17 protein-coding genes and 1 pseudogene are annotated in these 16000 nt (G+C 71.4%); 9 read left to right on the top strand and 9 right to left on the bottom strand.

The annotated features are described in order from the left end of the window. Positions 1-2: 2 nt before the first annotated feature. On the top strand, positions 3-866 hold the full coding sequence (locus tag HNR16_RS14325; protein ID WP_158041368.1) for a sulfurtransferase: 864 nt from the start codon (positions 3-5) through the stop codon (positions 864-866). A 308-nt stretch (positions 867-1174) separates the two neighbouring features. Here the strand turns inward: HNR16_RS14325 and HNR16_RS18395 are convergent, their stop codons facing one another. Together HNR16_RS18395 and HNR16_RS14320 are read right to left on the bottom strand one after the other, a co-directional pair. Beyond that, positions 1175-1408, bottom strand: coding sequence for an NAD(P)/FAD-dependent oxidoreductase (locus HNR16_RS18395; protein WP_225737925.1), 234 nt, complete (start codon positions 1406-1408; stop codon positions 1175-1177). Continuing rightward, positions 1348-1695, bottom strand: coding sequence for an FAD-binding protein (locus HNR16_RS14320; RefSeq protein ID WP_225737926.1), 348 nt, complete (start codon positions 1693-1695; stop codon positions 1348-1350). The genes HNR16_RS18395 and HNR16_RS14320 overlap by 61 nt, the downstream gene beginning before the upstream one ends. A 131-nt stretch (positions 1696-1826) precedes the next feature. On the opposite strand from HNR16_RS14320, the gene HNR16_RS14315 reads away from it, so the two are divergent. Then, entirely contained in the window at positions 1827-2429 is a 603-nt protein-coding gene (locus HNR16_RS14315) for a helix-turn-helix domain-containing protein (RefSeq protein ID WP_158041369.1), read from the top strand. A 115-nt stretch (positions 2430-2544) separates the two neighbouring features. On the opposite strand, the gene HNR16_RS14310 is transcribed toward HNR16_RS14315, so the two are convergent. The 7 genes from HNR16_RS14310 to HNR16_RS14280 all read right to left on the bottom strand — a co-directional run bounded on the left by HNR16_RS14310 (position 2545) and on the right by HNR16_RS14280 (position 9150). Next, a complete protein-coding gene (locus HNR16_RS14310) occupies positions 2545-3849 on the bottom strand; it encodes an AI-2E family transporter (protein ID WP_158041370.1) in 1305 nt (434 codons plus the stop codon). 80 nt (positions 3850-3929) lie between these two features. After that, positions 3930-4175 (bottom strand): helix-turn-helix transcriptional regulator, encoded by a 246-nt coding sequence (locus HNR16_RS14305; protein WP_158041371.1) that lies wholly within the window; start codon positions 4173-4175, stop codon positions 3930-3932. A 92-nt stretch (positions 4176-4267) separates the two neighbouring features. Continuing rightward, the gene (locus HNR16_RS14300) at positions 4268-5569 is read right to left on the bottom strand and encodes an MFS transporter (RefSeq protein WP_158041372.1); all 1302 of its coding nucleotides are present in this window, start codon (positions 5567-5569) and stop codon (positions 4268-4270) included. Positions 5570-5770: 201 nt separating this feature from the next. Then, positions 5771-6685: a carbohydrate ABC transporter permease gene (locus HNR16_RS14295; protein ID WP_179558273.1), complete on the bottom strand. Its 915-nt coding sequence runs from the start codon at positions 6683-6685 to the stop codon at positions 5771-5773. After that, entirely contained in the window at positions 6682-7614 is a 933-nt protein-coding gene (locus HNR16_RS14290; RefSeq protein ID WP_225737927.1) for a carbohydrate ABC transporter permease, read from the bottom strand. Before HNR16_RS14290 ends, HNR16_RS14295 begins: the two co-directional genes overlap by 4 nt. A gap of 11 nt (positions 7615-7625) precedes the next feature. Next, positions 7626-8870: an extracellular solute-binding protein gene (locus HNR16_RS14285; RefSeq protein ID WP_158041373.1), complete on the bottom strand. Its 1245-nt coding sequence runs from the start codon at positions 8868-8870 to the stop codon at positions 7626-7628. A 112-nt stretch (positions 8871-8982) separates the two neighbouring features. After that, on the bottom strand, positions 8983-9150 hold the full coding sequence (locus HNR16_RS14280; RefSeq protein ID WP_179558272.1) for a hypothetical protein: 168 nt from the start codon (positions 9148-9150) through the stop codon (positions 8983-8985). A gap of 58 nt (positions 9151-9208) precedes the next feature. Between HNR16_RS14280 and HNR16_RS14275 the strand changes: the two genes are divergently transcribed. The 7 genes and pseudogenes from HNR16_RS14275 (at position 9209) to HNR16_RS14245 (ending at position 15856) form a co-directional block, all read left to right on the top strand. Then, positions 9209-10123 (top strand): SIS domain-containing protein, encoded by a 915-nt coding sequence (locus tag HNR16_RS14275; protein WP_158041374.1) that lies wholly within the window; start codon positions 9209-9211, stop codon positions 10121-10123. Continuing rightward, complete coding sequence (locus HNR16_RS14270) at positions 10123-11085, top strand: ROK family protein (RefSeq protein ID WP_158041375.1); 963 nt, start codon at positions 10123-10125, stop codon at positions 11083-11085. The genes HNR16_RS14275 and HNR16_RS14270 overlap by 1 nt, the downstream gene beginning before the upstream one ends. Then, positions 11082-12056 carry a 1-phosphofructokinase family hexose kinase gene (locus tag HNR16_RS14265; RefSeq protein ID WP_158041376.1) on the top strand — a complete coding sequence of 325 codons (975 nt, stop codon included), beginning with the start codon at positions 11082-11084 and terminating at the stop codon, positions 12054-12056. Before HNR16_RS14270 ends, HNR16_RS14265 begins: the two co-directional genes overlap by 4 nt. Continuing rightward, a complete protein-coding gene (locus tag HNR16_RS14260) occupies positions 12053-12718 on the top strand; it encodes a class II fructose-bisphosphate aldolase (protein ID WP_158041377.1) in 666 nt (221 codons plus the stop codon). Before HNR16_RS14265 ends, HNR16_RS14260 begins: the two co-directional genes overlap by 4 nt. Then, positions 12708-13484, top strand: coding sequence for a DeoR/GlpR family DNA-binding transcription regulator (locus tag HNR16_RS14255; protein ID WP_158041378.1), 777 nt, complete (start codon positions 12708-12710; stop codon positions 13482-13484). Before HNR16_RS14260 ends, HNR16_RS14255 begins: the two co-directional genes overlap by 11 nt. After that, positions 13481-14653 carry an N-acetylglucosamine-6-phosphate deacetylase gene (nagA, locus tag HNR16_RS14250; protein ID WP_225737928.1) on the top strand — a complete coding sequence of 391 codons (1173 nt, stop codon included), beginning with the start codon at positions 13481-13483 and terminating at the stop codon, positions 14651-14653. Before HNR16_RS14255 ends, nagA begins: the two co-directional genes overlap by 4 nt. A 114-nt stretch (positions 14654-14767) precedes the next feature. Continuing rightward, positions 14768-15856, top strand: a pseudogene (locus HNR16_RS14245) (ABC transporter ATP-binding protein). Positions 15857-16000: the final 144 nt, after the last annotated feature.

The raw sequence follows: 16000 nt of genomic DNA, 5'->3' as shown, positions 1-16000 counted from the left end.
CCGTGTCGAACCGACCGAACCAACTCATCGAAGCCGAGGAACTCGCGCGCCTGCTGGAGGCCGGAGAGGACGTCCGCGTCCTCGACGTCCGCTGGCAGCTCGGGAATCCGCACACGCACGACGACTACCTCGCGGGGCACGTGCCCGGCGCGCTGTTCGTCGATCTCGAGACCGAGCTGTCCGACCCGCCGACCCCGCGGCTCGGTCGGCACCCACTGCCCTCGGCCGAACGGCTGCAGGCGGCGGTGACGCGCTGGGGGATCGACGACGGGACGGAGATCGTCGTCCTCGACGCGGTGGGCGCGACCGCGGCCGCGCGCGCGTGGTGGGTGCTGCGGGACGCCGGGCTCGAACGGGTGCGCGTCCTCGACGGCGGCTTCCCGGCGTGGCAGGCGGCCGGGCTCCCCGTCGAGGCAGGCGAGGTCGACCCGCCGGGCGGGGGGACGGCGCGCGTGCGACCGGGCGCGCTCGCGCGCGTGTCCCTCGACGAGGTCGCGGGCGTCCCGCGCAGCGGCGTACTGCTCGACGTGCGGGCCGCCGAACGCTATCGCGGCGAGGTCGAGCCGATCGATCCGCGCGCGGGCCATGTACCCGGTGCCCGGAGCGCACCGACCGGCGAGAACCTGGACGAGCGCGGCCGGTTCCGCAGCGCGGCGGAGCTCCGCGAACGCTTCGAATCACTCGGGGTCGAGCCGGATCGACCGATCGTCGCGTACTGCGGTTCGGGCGTGACGGCCGCACACACCGTGCTCGCGCTCGAGCTCGCGGGCTTCGACCCCGCGCTCTATCCCGGCTCGTGGAGCCAGTGGTCGAACAGGGACGAACTGCCCGTCGCGATCGGGGACGCCCCGGGCGACCCCGCCTGAGCCCGACGCCCCACCCGGCGCCGAGTGCCCGTGTCGTCCCGTGACGGCGCGAGTCCTCGGCGCCGACGTGTTCCCGGGACACCCGCGAGGGGTGCTGCGCGGCCGAGATCCGCGGACCGGCGCCGATCCGTGGCCGTCCCGCGAGGCTCCGACGATCCATCGCGTGACCCGATGGGAACCCATCGGGCGCCCGTATTGGACGGCCCGGAACGCGCTCCGGCACGGTCGTGACACGACATCGGAGCGAGCGGGACCCGCCGACGGGTACCGCGACCGGGGCCCGCCGAACGGCCCCGGACGCCCCGACGTCACTTCGACTCACTCCACTGTCGCACGAGCCGGGCCTGGTGGAGCGCCATCGGTGAGGTCGCGAGGACGCCGATGCGTTCGTCGCGCACCTCCCACCCGTGGCAGTAGGGGCAGTGCAGTACGGTCCGGCCCCAGCGTTCGGCGAGGCCGGGGACCGGCGGCAGCTCGTCGGTCAGGCCCGTCGCGACGACGAGCGCACGCGAGCGGAGGAGGTGGCCGTCGGTGAGGCCCACCTCGACGCCGCCCGGACGTCGGTGACGGTCGCGACCGTGCCGGGGATCGTGCGGACGCCGTAGCCGGCGGCCTCCTCCCGGCCGCGGCGGAGGAGCTCGTCGGGTGGTGTGCCCTCGTTGCCGAGCACGCCGTGCATGTGGTCCGCGAAGCGATTGCGCGGGCTGCCCACGTCGATCACGAGCGTGTCCCGCCGGGCGCGCCCGAGCATGAGGGCGGCCGAGAGACCCGCGGCACCGCCGCCGATGACGATCGTGTCGTGGAGCGTGGGAGCGTCGTTCTGCGTCATGTCGACAGGTTCGACCCGGCGTGACAAGATGGCAAGTGATCTTGCAGAAACAGCAAGTCCTGGACGGATGCGGCCGGCTCGCACATCGGGTCGTGGTGGCCTGCGAGGGACGTCGACGGACGGAGGGAGCCATGACGGACGGACTCGATCAGCTCGGCCCGCGACTGCGGGCCGCGCGACGCGCGCGCGGGCTCACGCTCGACGAGCTCGCCGCCGACGCGGGGATGTCGGCGAGCTCGCTCTCACGCCTCGAGTCCGGCAAGCGGCAGGCGAGCCTCGAGCTGCTCGTGCCGCTCACGCGACGTCTCGGCATCCGGATCGACGACCTCCTCGTGCGCGAGGCGCCCGACCCGCGGGTGCGCCGGGCCGTCGTGCATCGCGAGGGGCTCGTCATCACACCGCTCGCCCCCGAGCACTCGCCCGTGAGCACGTACCGCATCGTGTACCCGCCCGTGCGCGAACTCCCGGCGCTGCGCGTGCACGACGGTTACGAGTGGCTCTACGTGCTCTCGGGTCGTCTGCGACTGCGCCTCGGCGAACAGGACCTCGTGCTCACGCGCGGCGAGGCCGCCGAGTTCGACACGAGCATCCCGCACGCGATGAGCGCGGCGGGTGGACGGGCGGCGACCGTGCTGAGCATCTTCAACGACGTGGGCGAGCGCATGCACACCCACGTCGCGGACGAGCGCGCGGGGCGCCCTGGGCCCGACGAACGCGCCGAGACGAGCATGTGAGCCACGTCGTGCCGTCCGCCGGCGTCGGGCCGACCGATCCGGCAGGTCACGGGTGGCCCGGATCCGCGCGGGCACACGCGCTCGAGCCCGCCGCGGGTCGACGCCCGGCGTGGCGTCAGCGCTTCGCGTCCTGGCGCGGGATCCAGACCTTCTTGATGATGAGCAGGATCGAGGCCGTGACGGGGATGGCGACGAGCGCGCCGAGCAGGCCGAGCAGCGTGCCGCCCACGAGGGCGCCGATCACGACGAGCGCGCCCGGCACTGAGATCGTCCGGCTCATGACTCGCGGCGTGAGCAGGTACGCCTCGATCTGCATGTAGACGAGGTACACGGCCGCGAAGACGAGCGCCGAGAGCGGGTCGGAGAAGACCGCGAGGACCGACCCGATGCTCCAGAACAGGACGGTTCCGACGAGCGGGATGAGCGTGATGCAGAACGCGATGACCGCCATGAGCAGCGGGAACGGCAAGCCGAGGACGGCGTACAGGACGCCGGAGACGATCGCGTTCATCGCGGCGAGGACGACCATGCCGCCGAGGTAGCCGCCGATCGAGTCGGTGATCTGATCGCTCAGCTCGGAGATGCTCGCGCGGCTCCGCGCCGGGGCGAGGCGGTACAGGGACGTCTTGATGCCGGGCAGGGACGTGATGAAGTAGAGCGTCAGGACGAGGACGATGATCGTGCCGGAGATGCCGTTGAAGACCGTCGCGCTGACCTGGAGCGCGCCGCCGCCGATCGCCGCGATGTTCGCCGGGTCGGCGATGAAGGACTGCGCGTCGGTGACGAGCGTCTGCAGGCCGGTGCCGAAGAAGCCCTCGAGCCAGTGGAAGAAGTCCGAGCGCATGAACTCCGTGACGAGCGACGGGACGGACTGCACGAAGAGCGTGATCTGGTCGACCGCGGTCGGGATCACGAGCCAGAACACACCCACGAACACGACGAGGAACAGGACGATCGTGATGACGACGGCCCACGCGCGCGACAGGCCGCGGTGCATGATCCAGCGCACGACGGGGTCGAGGCCGAGCGCGATGAACAGGGCGAACGCGATGTAGACGAGGATCGTCGAGATGTCCGTGAGCGTCGTGCCGAGGAGCCAGGCGGTGAGGCCGCCGAGCGTGAGGAGGAATCCGAGCACGAAGGGGCGCTCGATCCGCACGCCGACGGGGCGGCGTCCCGTCGCGGTGGGGTGGGGCTCCGTGATCGCCTCGCCGTTCGGGGCGTCCGATGCCGACACGGACGCGACCACGCCGGACGCGGCGGTCCGGGTCGCGTCGTCGTCCTGGTGGCGCGTGGTGTCGTCGGCGGGCTGGGGGACGGGGGCGTTCGCGGCCGGGTGGGCCGCGTCGTCGTGGACGTGTGCTGCGTCGTGCGGGGTGCGCTCGTCGGCGTCGCCCGGCACGGTGGGATCGGTGGCCATGCGCTCAACGTAGCGAGCACGGTCGACGTGGGGCGGTGCCACGCGGTCGCCGCAGTGGCTCCCCGCGGATCCCCCGTGGATCAGCCGGCGTGCAGTGGCGAGGCGGTGTCGCGAGCGGGCACGGTGGGTGAGGCGGCCAGCTCGACGGGGCGATCGGCGAACGCGACGAGTGCGTCGAGCGTCACCCCGAGCCGGGGCTGCGCCGGTGCCCGGTCGACGAACGGCAGGATGCCGCGCGCGATCGCGCGCTGCACCTCGGTGCGCGAGACGCCGAGGAACGCGGCCGCCTCCTTCGTCGAAAGGACGCGCGTCGTCGTGTCGTCCATGCGTGGCCCCCCGGTCCAGGGAACCCCCGCTCCCTCCCCGCATCCTAGGGAGCGGGGCCCGCGGCTCGCCAGGGCGTGCCGTCGCGAGCGGGTCAGCCGCGGGGCCCCGTGGTCGGGATCGCGCCCGTCGCGATGAGCCCGGTTGGTGGCCGCCAGGGGATGAGGGCGATCGCCGCGGCCGCCGAGACGAGGACGAGCCCGAGCACCATGCCGGCCGTGCCCGTCCAGCCGAACGACTCGTAGAGGAGGCCACCGAGGTAGCCGAACACGCTCGAGCCGAGGTAGTAGCAGAGGTTGTAGAGCGCGGAGGACTGCGCCCGGCCGTGCGTCGGGATGCTCCCCGCGGTGCCCGCCGCGACCGAGTGCGCCGCGAAGAATGCTCCCGTGAAGATCACGAGCCCGCCGATCACGAGCCACAGCGGCTCGAACACCGTGAGCACGAGCCCGAACGCGGTGACGGCGATGCACCCCAGCAGGACGCCCTTGCGCGGGAAGCGGGTCGCGAGATTGCCCGCGATCGGCGAGGCGATCGATCCCGTGAGGTAGGCGAGGAACGTGAGGCTCGCGAGCCACGTCGGCAGGTCGTAGGGGGCGCCCACGAGCCGGAACCCGAGGAAGTTGTAGATCGCGACGAAGCCGCCCATGAGCAGGAGCGCCTGCGCGTAGGTGCCGATGAGCGCCGGTGTGCGCAGGTGGAGGCCGACGTGCCGCAGCGTCTCGATCGCGTCGTCGCGCAGCGTGTTCGTGCCGCGCGGCGGTGGTGTGAAGCCGCGCGGCTCGGGCACCGCCCACAGGTAGCCGAGCGTCGCGACGATCGCGACGACCGAGACGGCGAGCAGGCCGAGCCGCCAGCCGAGCAGCTCCCCGATCGGCGCCGAGACGATCCGGCCGATGAGGCCACCCATCGTGTTGCCCGCGACGAACATACCCGCGACGAGCGGGGCGGCCCGGCGCGTGACCTCCTCGTTGAGGTAGGCGAGCGCGACGGCCGGGATGCCGCCGAGCGCGATGCCCTCGAGCAGTCGGAGCGCGACGGCGAGCTCGAAGAGCGGCATCGCGGCCGTGACGAGTCCGAGGACGGTCGCGGAGATCACCGAGATCGACATGACGCGCACGCGCCCGACGCGATCCGCGACGAGCGACCACGGCAGCACCGAGGCGGCGACGCCGAACGTGCCCGTCGAGACCATGAGCGACGCCCGGCTCGCGTCGATCCCGAACTCCGTCGCGATCTCGGGCAGGACGGCCTGTGGCGCGTAGAGCTGTGCGAACGTCACGACGCCCGCGAAGAAGAGCGCGAGTCGCACCCGGCCGAACTCCCGCGAGCCGCGTTCGTGGCCCTTCCAGGAGTCGCCGCCCGACGCGTCGTTCGGGGCGGCTGGGACGGCTGGCACCCGTCCACGCTACTCCGACCGTCGTGTCGTCCTCGAACCGGCGGCACGTCCGGGCACTCCGACGGGGCGTGTCCACGACGGCGCGGCGTGCGCCCGGCGGCGTTCGTCCGAGCGGCGCGCGCACGAACGGGGCGGGGACCGCTCCGCGCGATCCCCGCCCCGCCGATGGTTCCCGACGTCTGTCCTCGTCGGGAACGTTCGTTACTTCACGGCTCCCGCGGTGAGCCCCCCGATGAGGCGCTTCTCGATGAGCATGAAGAGGATGACGACGGGCACGATCGAGACGACCGAGACCGAGAACACGTACTGCCAGCTCGTCTCGTACTGGCCGACGAACTTCGTGAGCGCGACCGAGAGCGGCTGGTTGCCGGCCGAGGTCAGCAGCACGAGTGACGCCGCGAACTCGTTCCAGCACGCGACGAACGTGAAGATCGTCGCGGTGACGATGCCCGGCCAGACGAGCGGCAGGTTGATGCGGAACAGCGTCTTCCACATGCCCGAGCCGTCGAGCTGCGCGGCCTCGTCGATCTCCTTCGGGATGGACGAGAAGAAGGAGTGCATGATCCACGTCGCGAACGACAGGTTGAACGCGGCGTTCACGAGGATCATCGACAGCCACGTGTCGTTGAGACCCACGAGCGTGAACTCGCGGAAGATGCCCGCCGTCAGGACCGCCGGCTGCAGCATCTGCGTCGTGATCACGAGGAAGAGGAACGCGAGCCGCATCGGGAACGTGACGCGCGCCGTGTAGTACGCGGCGGGCAGTGCGACGAGCAACACGAGGACCGTCGCACCGAGCGAGATCACGACCGTCGACAGCAGGTTCTGCGCGAGCGGCGTCTCGGGTGTCGACCACATCGTGACGAAGTTCTCGGGGTGCCACTCGACCGGGAAGTACGTCGGGTCGACCGAGCGGATCTCGGCCTTCGACTTGAACGCGCCGAAGAACATGACGGCGTACGGGATCAGGAAGACGACGGCCAGCAGCACGCCGCCGCCGATCCGCAGCAGGACGCTGCCGATCGGCACCTGGTCCTCCGTGAAGCGACGCTTGCGGGGTGCGGGCGTCGCGCGGGCGCCCGCGGTCTCGGGCGGGGCACTCGTCGTGGTGGTCATGACTGGTCTCCCAGGGGCTTGACGACCTTGAGGTAGATCGCGACGATCGCGAGCACGATGACGAAGCCGACGACGCTCAGGGCGCTCGCGACGTCGTACTTGCCCGCGTCGAGGAACTTGTAGATGTAGGTCATGATCGTGTCCGCGTCGTTGCCGGGCATCGCGCCGGTCATGACGCGGAGGATCGGCAGCGAGTTGAACACGTTGATGATGTTGATGAGCACGGACACCGCGATCGCGCTGCGCAGCTGCGGGAGCACGATGCGGAAGTACGTCTTGACGGGCCCCGCGCCGTCCATGGCGGCCGCTTCGAGCACATCGCTCGGCACGGTCTGGAGGCCCGAGAGGATCGTGTAGGTCGTGAAGGGCAGCGACACGAACACGGCGACGACCATCGACCAGACGAACGCGCTCACGGGGTTTTTCGTGAAGCCGTACGGCTGATCGAGCAGGCCGACGTCGACGAAGAACTGGTTGAAGATGCCGATGAACGGCTCGAGCCCGTAGAACACGACCATCGTCGTCATGACGACCGACGACGCCCACGGGATGATGACGATCATGCGGACGATGCGGCGGCCCGGGAACGCCTTGTCGAGCAGTTGCGCGATCGCGAGCGAGATGATGACGGTCGCGGCGAGCACGACGACGACCCACACGAGGGTGCGCAGCAGGATCCCGGGCAGGACGGCCTGCGAGAAGAGCTCGGTGTAGTTCTCGATGCCCGCGGAACCGCGGTCGACGCCGCTGCGGGAGATCTCGCGCGTCGAGTTGTAGATCATGAGGCCCGCGGGGAAGAAGACCACGAGGGTGATGAGCAGGGTGGCTGGGGCGATCCACGGGAGGGCCCGCCGGAACTCCCGCCACCCGCCGTCCGCCCGACGCGAGTTCGGGCGGACGGCGGTCAGCAGTGCGGTGTCGGTCGACACGTTCGGTCTCCTTAGCCGGCCTCGGCCTCGGTCTGGATCTTCTGGAGCACCGTCGCCGGGTCCTGGGTCGCGATGAGGCCGAAGTTCGTCTTCATCGCGTTCGCGGCGGCCTGCCAGTTGGGGTTCGCCGAGGGGTAGAACTTGGCGTCGGGCAGGAGCTCGAGGAACGGCGCGAGCGCCTCGTCGGAGGCGAGCGCCTCACCACCGGAGACGGTCGTGGGGAGGAACCCCTCGGTCGTGACCCAGTTGGTGTAGACGTCGGCCGAGAAGAAGTAGTCGAAGAAGGTCGTGATGGCGGCCTGCTTGGCGTCGTCGCCGTTGTCGAACGCGACGAGGTGGTCGGCGACACCGAGCGTCACGGGCGAGCCGTCCTTCGTCGGGATCGGGACGATCTCGTACTTCAGCTCGGGGTTGTTGTCGGCGATCTGGCCGACGGTCGGCGGGAGGCCGATCTGCATGCCGATCTTGCCCTGGACGAAGACGTCCATGAGGGGGCTGCGGTCGGTCGCACCCGGGTCGGCCTGGGTCGCGCCGGCGTCGATGAGACCCTTCACGAACTGTGCCGCCGCGATGTTCTCGGGCGAGTCGATCGTGAGCGTCGTCTCGTCGCCGTAGCCGCCGCCACCGCCGTAGAACCAGACGGCCGCCTCGGCCTGTGCCTCCTCCGAACCGAGGGGGAGCCCGTAGCCCGCGACGCCGCCGCCGAGGCCCGAGATCGCGGTTGCCGCGGTCTTGAGCTCGTCCCACGTCGTGGGTGCGGCCGAGATGCCCGCCTGCTGGAGCAGCTCGGTGTTGACGAAGAGTGCGCGGGCCGACGCGATGAGCGGGGCACCGTACTGGACGCCGTCGATCGAGGCGTTCGGGACGAACGATGGCTGGAAGTCGGCGAGGGTGTCGGGGCCGACGACCTGGTCGATCGGGTAGAGGAGTTCGTCGGCGACGAAGCTCGAGTAGTCGCCGCCGTTGTAGATGTCGGGCGCCTGGCCGCCCTGGATCTTCGTCGTCACGACCGAGTCGAGGTCGTCCCACGAGACCACTTCGAGGTTGATCGTGATGCCGGCGTTGGCCGCCTGGAAGTCGCTGATGACGCCTTCCCAGAGTCCCTTGGTGTTGTCGGAGTAGCCCGGAACGAGCATGTTGAGCGTGACCGAGTCACCACCTCCGCCGCCGGCACCCCCGCCACCGCACGCGCTGAGCGCGAGGAGTCCCGCGGTGGCGACGGCGATCGCCGACCCGACCCGTCGTGAACGCTGCATGTTGGTACTTCCTTGTTCTCGTGGTCGGGTGGTCCCGACCGCTGATGGTCGCGTCATCCCTGCGTGTCTTCGTTGACGCATGGTGCTTGAAAGTCGGGAGTAAGTCCCAAGATCAATCAAGCGTTGGCGACGGCATTCCCGGGCTCGGGCCGCACGTCAAGCTCGGCCAGGTCACCGTTCCATCTCGCTCCGTGATGAAGCGCGCGGTGACGAGGTGAATATTTGAACGTTGATCAGGCAATTCACGTGCATGGAAGCGTTCGTGCGTGTTCGTGAACATGAGATGATTGTTTTTGATCACTAGACAAGCGAGCCGGACATGTTCAATCATGTTGCGCATGCCGAACGATGCACACGACGAGGCCGCCTCGTCCCTCGGGGCCCACATGGCCGCCGAGCTCTCGACCCAGCCACAGAACTGGGCCACGGCCGCGGACATCGCCACGACGGCGGCGCTCCCCGAGCACGGCGCTCGCGTCGCCGTCATCGGCTGCGGCACCTCGTGGTTCACGGCGCAGGCCTACGCGAGCCTCCGCAACACCGCGGGGCTCGGCCTCACCGACGCCTACCAGGCGACCGAGGTCGAACTCGGCCGGGGGTACGACGCCGTCGTCGCGATCACCCGCTCCGGCACGACGAGCGAGGTGCTCCGCGTCATCGACGAGAACGCCGGACGCGTGCCCGTGTACGGCATCGTCGGTGACGGGTCGTCACCGTTCGCGACCGCCGTCGACCACCTCGTGCCCCTCTCGTTCGCCGACGAGCGCTCCGTCGTCCAGACCCGATTCGCGACGAGCGTCCTCGCCCTCCTGCGCGCGCACCTCGGCGAGTCGCTCGACGGCGCGATCGCCGACGCGGAGCGCATGCTCGCCGTCGAAATCGACGCCGACCTCGTCCAGGCCGAGCAGATCGCGTTCCTGGGGACGGGCTGGACCCTCGGCCTCGCGCACGAGGCGGCGCTCAAGAACCGCGAGGCGTCGCAGTCGTGGACCGAGTCGTACCTCGCGATGGACTACCGCCACGGCCCCATCTCGATCGCCCGCCCGGGACGTGCCACGTGGGTCTTCGGTGCCCCGCCGGTGGGGCTCGGTGACGAGGTGCGCGGTCTCGGCGCGACGTTCGTTGAGCACCCCGACACGGATCCCCTCGCACAGCTCGTCTACGCGCACCGCATCGCGCTCGCTCGTGCACGTGCGCGCGACCTCGACCCCGACGTGCCCCGTGGCCTCTCGCGTGCGGTCATCCTGAACTGATGACCCCCGGCCCCTCGAACCCTCCGGGCCTCTCGCTCGGGGCCGGTGTCGCCGTCGTCGCGATCGACGTGGGAGGCACCGACACCAAGCGCGCCGCCGTCGGCGCGGACGGTACGTTCGTGCCGCTCGAGACGCTTCCGACACCGCGCCTGGGGGCGGCGGAGTGGGTCGTCGAGCAGGCGCCCGCCTGGCGCGCGGAGGCAGAGGCCCTCGTCGGGCGCGTCGACGCGCTCGGTGTCGTCGTGCCCGGCATCGTCGACGAACCGGCCGGTGTCGCCGTCGCGAGCCACAATCTCGGTTGGCGGGACTTCCCGCTCCGAGAACTCCTGCGGTCGCGCCTCGAACTGCCGGTCGCGCTCGGACACGACGTGCGCGCGGCCGGCGTCGCCGAGACGCGCCTCGGCGCGGCCGCCGGTGAACGCGACGTCGCCGTCGTGGTGATCGGGACGGGCGTCGCCGCGGCGCTCGTCGTCGACGGCGCGCCGCTGCGGGCGGGTGGCTATGCCGGTGAGATCGGTCACCTGGTCGTGGCCGACGGGCCCGCGTGCGTGTGCGGTGGACGCGGCTGCCTCGAGGCCGTCGCGAGTGCAGCCGCGATCGCGCTCCGCTACGAGACGCGCACCGGGCGGGCCGCCGCGGGATCGCGCGACGTGTTGGAGGCCATGCGTGCGGGCGATGCGGACGCGGCGGCCGTGTGGCAGGACGCGGTCGAGGGCATCGCGACGACCCTGCGCCACCTGTCGACGATCACGGGCCCCGAGGTCGTCGTGCTCGGAGGTGGGCTCGCGTCCGCCGGGAACGAACTGCTCGAACCGATCGAACGCGCACTCGACCGTCGCATCACGATCCAGCGTCGACCGTCGCTGCGGATCGCCGCGCTCGGCCCGCGCGCGGGCCTCGTCGGCGCCGCGCTCCTCGCGCGCGATCTCGACGCGGACCACGGCCCGGGAGCTGGCGCATGATCGTCACCGTCACGCCGAATCCCGCCCTCGACGTCACGTACACCGTGCCCGAGGTCCGGCTCGGTGCGAGCCAGCGCGTCGCTGACGTCGCCGAGCAGGCGGGCGGCAAGGGGATCAACGTCGCACGTGTGCTCGCCTCAGCGGGCGTCGGCGCCGAGGCGGTCGCCCCGCTCGGTGGCGCATCGGGTGACGTCTTCCGCGACGACCTCGCCGCCGCCGGTGTGCCGTTCACCGCGGTGCCCGTGGCGACGCCCCTGCGCCGGACGCTCTCGATCGTGACGCCCGCCGAGACGACGAACCTCAACGAGACGGGCGGCCCGCTCGCACCGTTCGAGACCGCCGCGCTCGTGGCGGCCGTCGACGCGCGACTCGTCGCCGCGCGTGCCGCCGGGCCGGACCAGCCGATCGTCCTGGTCGTCGCGGGATCGTTCCCGCCCGGGACGCCGACCTCACTCGTCGGGCACCTCGTCGACGCCGGTCGTCGCGTCGGTGCCGTCGTGATCGTCGACACCTCGAAGGCGTACCTCGATGCCGCGGTCGATGCGGGCGCCGACCTCGTGAAACCCAACGAGCACGAGATCGAGGCCGTCACGGGACTCCCTGACCCGCTCGCGGGGGCTCGTGCGCTCGCCCGCCGCAGCGGTGGCATCGTGCTCGCTTCCCTCGGGGCGCGCGGCCTCGCGGCCGTCCGGGCCGACGGTCCGATCGTCGCGGTCGCCCCCGGTGCGCCCGTCGCGGGCAACACGACCGGTGCGGGGGACGCCGTCGTCGCCGCGATCGCCGCCGTGATCGATGCCGCGCCGAGCTCCGACCCGTTCCTGCCGTTCGACGCCGAACGGATCGAGACCACCCTGCGGACCGCCGCCACCTGGGCCGCCGCGGCCGTGCTCGCCCCCGTGGCTGGCGCGCTCGCCGACACGACCGACCTCGCCGAACGACTTCGGCTGCAGACGACGACGGAGAATCCATGACACGCGCCCGCACCCTCGACCTGTTGCGCCACGCCGATGCCGAGGAACGCGGCCTCGCCGCGTTCAACGTGCTCCACATCGAGACCGTCGAGGCGCTCGCCGAGGCCGCGACGCGCGCCGGGCACGGCATCGTGCTGCAGATTTCCGAGAACTGCGTCGACTACCACGGGTCGCTCGCCCCGATCGCCGAGGCGACGAAGACCGTCGCGGGAGCGACCGACGTGCCGCTCGCCGTGCACCTCGACCACGCGACGCGCACCGACCCGGATGAGGCGCGGGCGTTCGTCGAGGCGACGGGCGTCGATGCACTCGCCGTGGCCGTCGGCAGCTCGCACCAGATGGTGGACCGCACGGCGCAGCTCGACCTCGATCTCGTCGAGCGCCTGCGCGTCGCGGTACCGGTGCCACTCGTCCTGCACGGATCGAGCGGCGTGCCCGATACTGGTATCAGGCTCGGGATCGCCGCCGGGTTGCGCAAGATCAACGTCTCGACCCAGCTCAACAAGGCCTTCACGAGCGGCGTTCGCGCGCGGCTCGAGCGCGATGCGGCGCTCGTCGACTCGCGGAAGTACCTGCACGAGGGACGCGAGTTGCTCACCGCGGAGGCGGACCGGCTCATCCGCCTGTTCGCCCGACCCCTGGGGAGTCCTGATGCGACGTGACGAACGCCTCGCCGGCATTCTCGAGAAACTCTCCGCGCACGGTTCGATCGCCGTGAACGACATCGCCGAGACCTTCGACGTCTCGATCGCGACCGCGCGGCGCGACCTCGACGTGCTCGCCGAACGCCGGCTCGTGTCGCGCACGCACGGTGGCGCGAGCGCCCTGTCCGTCGACTTCGAGTTGCCCGCCCGCTACCGGCGCGACGCGATGGCCGTGCAGAAGGGCAGGATCGCCGCCGTGGTCGCCGAGCGCCTCGTGCAGCCGGGGCAGTCGGTGGGCCTCTCGGGCGGGTCGACCGCGACGGCGGTCGCGGTCGAACTCGGGCGCCGTGAATCGTTCGTGGAGCGTGGTCTGACGCTCGTCACGAACGCGATCAACATCGCGCAGGACCTCGTGATCCGGCCGCACATCCGTGTCGTCGTCACGGGCGGCGCGCTGCATCGCGGCTCGTACGAGGCGTCTGGGCCGTTCAGCGACCTCATCCTCGAGCGCGTGACGCTCGACGTCGCGCTGATCGGCGTGAACGGCTTCGACCTCGCGGCGGGGCCGACCGTGACCGACGAGCGCGAAGCGCGCGTGAATGCCCACATGGCGACGCGCGCGACGCGTGCGTGGATCGTCGCGGACTCGTCGAAGATCGGTGTGCGCTCGTTCGCGACGGTCGGTTCGCCGCGCATCTTCCACGGCATCGTGACGGACGAGGGCGTGACGGCCGAGCAGGTCGACGCGATCCGCGAACTCGGCTACGAGGTTGTGATCGCGTGAACGGGCGAGTGGACTCGGGGCTCGTCGCGGCCGGACGTCTCGTCTCGGACGGCATCGAGCTGCGCGACGCGTGGGTGCTCCTCGAGGACGGCGTCGTCGTCGAGCTCGGCGACGGGCCTCGCCCCGAGGTCGAGGTGCTCGCGGAGGCACCCGACGGCGTGCTCGTGCCCGGCTACATCGACCTGCACTGCCACGGCGGCTTCGGCTTCGCGTTCGACGACGGCGAGGCGGCCATCGCGTCCGCCCGGCGCGGTCACCTCGCGCACGGGACGACCCGGTCGCTCGTGTCGCTCGTGACCGCCTCGATCGACGACCTCGAAGCGCGAACCGCGGCGGCGGCCGCCGCATGCGCGGCCGATCCGCTGCTGCTCGGCATCCACATCGAGGGCCCGTTCCTCGCGCACGCGCACCGCGGGGCGCACGATCCCGGCCTGTTGCGCGACGCGCGCCCGGACGACGTGCGGCGACTCATCGCCGCCGCGGACGGACGGCTCGTGCAGATCACTCTCGCCCCGGAACGGCCCGGCGCCGACGAGGCGATCGAGCTACTGCTCGCGGCGGGCGTGCGCGTCGCGGTGGGGCACACCGACGCCGTCCTCGAGGGGGCGGCGGACACGTTCGATCGAGGCGCGTCGATCGTGACGCACGCGTTCAACGGCATGTTCGGCCTCGAGCACCGCGCGCCGGGGCCACTCCCCGCGGCGTTCGACCGCTCGGGCGTGACGCTCGAGATCATCTCGGACGGCGTGCACGTGCACCCGCGCATGGTGAAGCTCGTGTTCGACGAGGCCCCGGGGCGCGTCGCGCTCATCACCGACGCGATGGTCGCGACCGGGATGGCCGACGGCCGGTACCTGCTCGGCTCCCTCGACGTGGAGGTGCGCGACGGCGTGCCCCGCACCGTCGACACGGGGTCGATCGCGGGCTCGACGCTCACGATGGGCCGCGCGGTGCGCACGGCCGTCGAGCGCGCCGGCGTCCCGCTCGTCGAGGCGGTCGACGCCGCCACGGCGGTCCCTGCACGGGCGATCGGCGTCGACGACCGGTTCGGGCGCATCGCACCGGGCCGCGTCGCCGATCTCGTGCTGCTCGACGCCGCGCTCGGCGTACGCGACGTGTGGGCCGACGGTGTGCGCTACCCGCCGCTCGCCGATCCCGCGTCCCCCTGACCGGCATCACCTCCGGTGGCGCTGCGCTCGCGCGTCACCGACCGCCGCTCCCATCACCCAGCAACCCACGAACCACTCGCGCGACGACGCGCGGGCCGAAGGAGACCACCACTCATGGCCACAGTCACGTTCGACCGAGCGAGCCGCATCTACGCGGGCGCCGAGCGTGCCGCCGTCGACGAGTTCGACCTGGAGATCGCCGACGGCGAGTTCCTCGTGCTCGTCGGCCCGTCCGGGTGCGGCAAGTCGACCACGCTCCGCATGCTCGCGGGGCTCGAGCCCGTCGACCAGGGCGCGATCCGCATCGGCGACAAGGACGTCACCGACGTGAAGCCGAAGGATCGCGACATCGCGATGGTGTTCCAGAGCTACGCGCTCTACCCGCACATGACCGTGTCGGAGAACATGCGTTTCGCGCTCAGCAACGCGAAGACCCCGAAGGCGGAGCAGGACGAGCGCATCGCGGAGGCCGCGAAGATGCTCGACCTCGAGCCGTACCTCGACCGCAAGCCGAAGGCGCTCTCGGGCGGGCAGCGGCAGCGCGTCGCGATGGGGCGCGCGATCGTGCGGCAGCCGCAGGTGTTCCTCATGGACGAGCCGCTCTCGAACCTCGATGCCAAGCTTCGCGTGCAGACGCGCTCGCATATCGCCTCGATGCAGCGCCGGCTCGGGACGACGACGGTGTACGTGACGCACGACCAGACCGAGGCGCTCACGATGGTTGACCGCATCGCGGTCCTCAAGGACGGCGTGCTGCAGCAGGTCGGGACGCCCGGCGAGCTGTACTCGCGGCCCGCGAACCGCTTCGTCGCCGGTTTCGTCGGATCGCCCGCGATGAACCTCGTGAAGTTGCCCGTCGTCGACGGCGGCGTCGCGTTCGGCTCGGCGGTGTTCCCGTCGAGCGCGACGTGCTCGGCGACCGGACGTCCGTCGTGTTCGGTGTGCGGCCGGAGGACCTCGAGGTCGTCGAGGGACAGCCGGGCATCACGCTCGTCGTCGACCTCGTCGAGGAACTCGGCGCGGACGCGTACCTCTACGGCCACTCGGGCGACACGGAGGAAGATCGCGTCGCGCTCGTCGTGCGCGTGGACGGTCGCCGTCACCCGGAGGCGGGGGGAGTCGGTCACGATCGTGCCGACGCCCGAGCACGTGCACCTGTTCGACGTCGAGTCGGAGCAGCGGCTCAACACGGCCGTCGAGTAGCGGTTCGTTCGTTCGTGATGTGCGGCGCGCGGCCCTCGGGGCCACGCGCCGCGCGTCGTTCTCGGGTATCGCGGCGTTCGCCGCTCGTGAACGGGGCGGGGTGATGTCGAGCGCGTTGACCGTTCGTTGAGCCGCGTGGGCGAT

This window comes from Pseudoclavibacter chungangensis (assembly GCF_013410545.1).
Taxonomy (GTDB): Bacteria; Actinomycetota; Actinomycetes; order Actinomycetales; family Microbacteriaceae; genus Pseudoclavibacter; species Pseudoclavibacter chungangensis.
The sequence above is the reverse complement of the archived record's forward strand: the minus strand, read 5'-3'. Positions and strand labels throughout refer to the sequence as shown.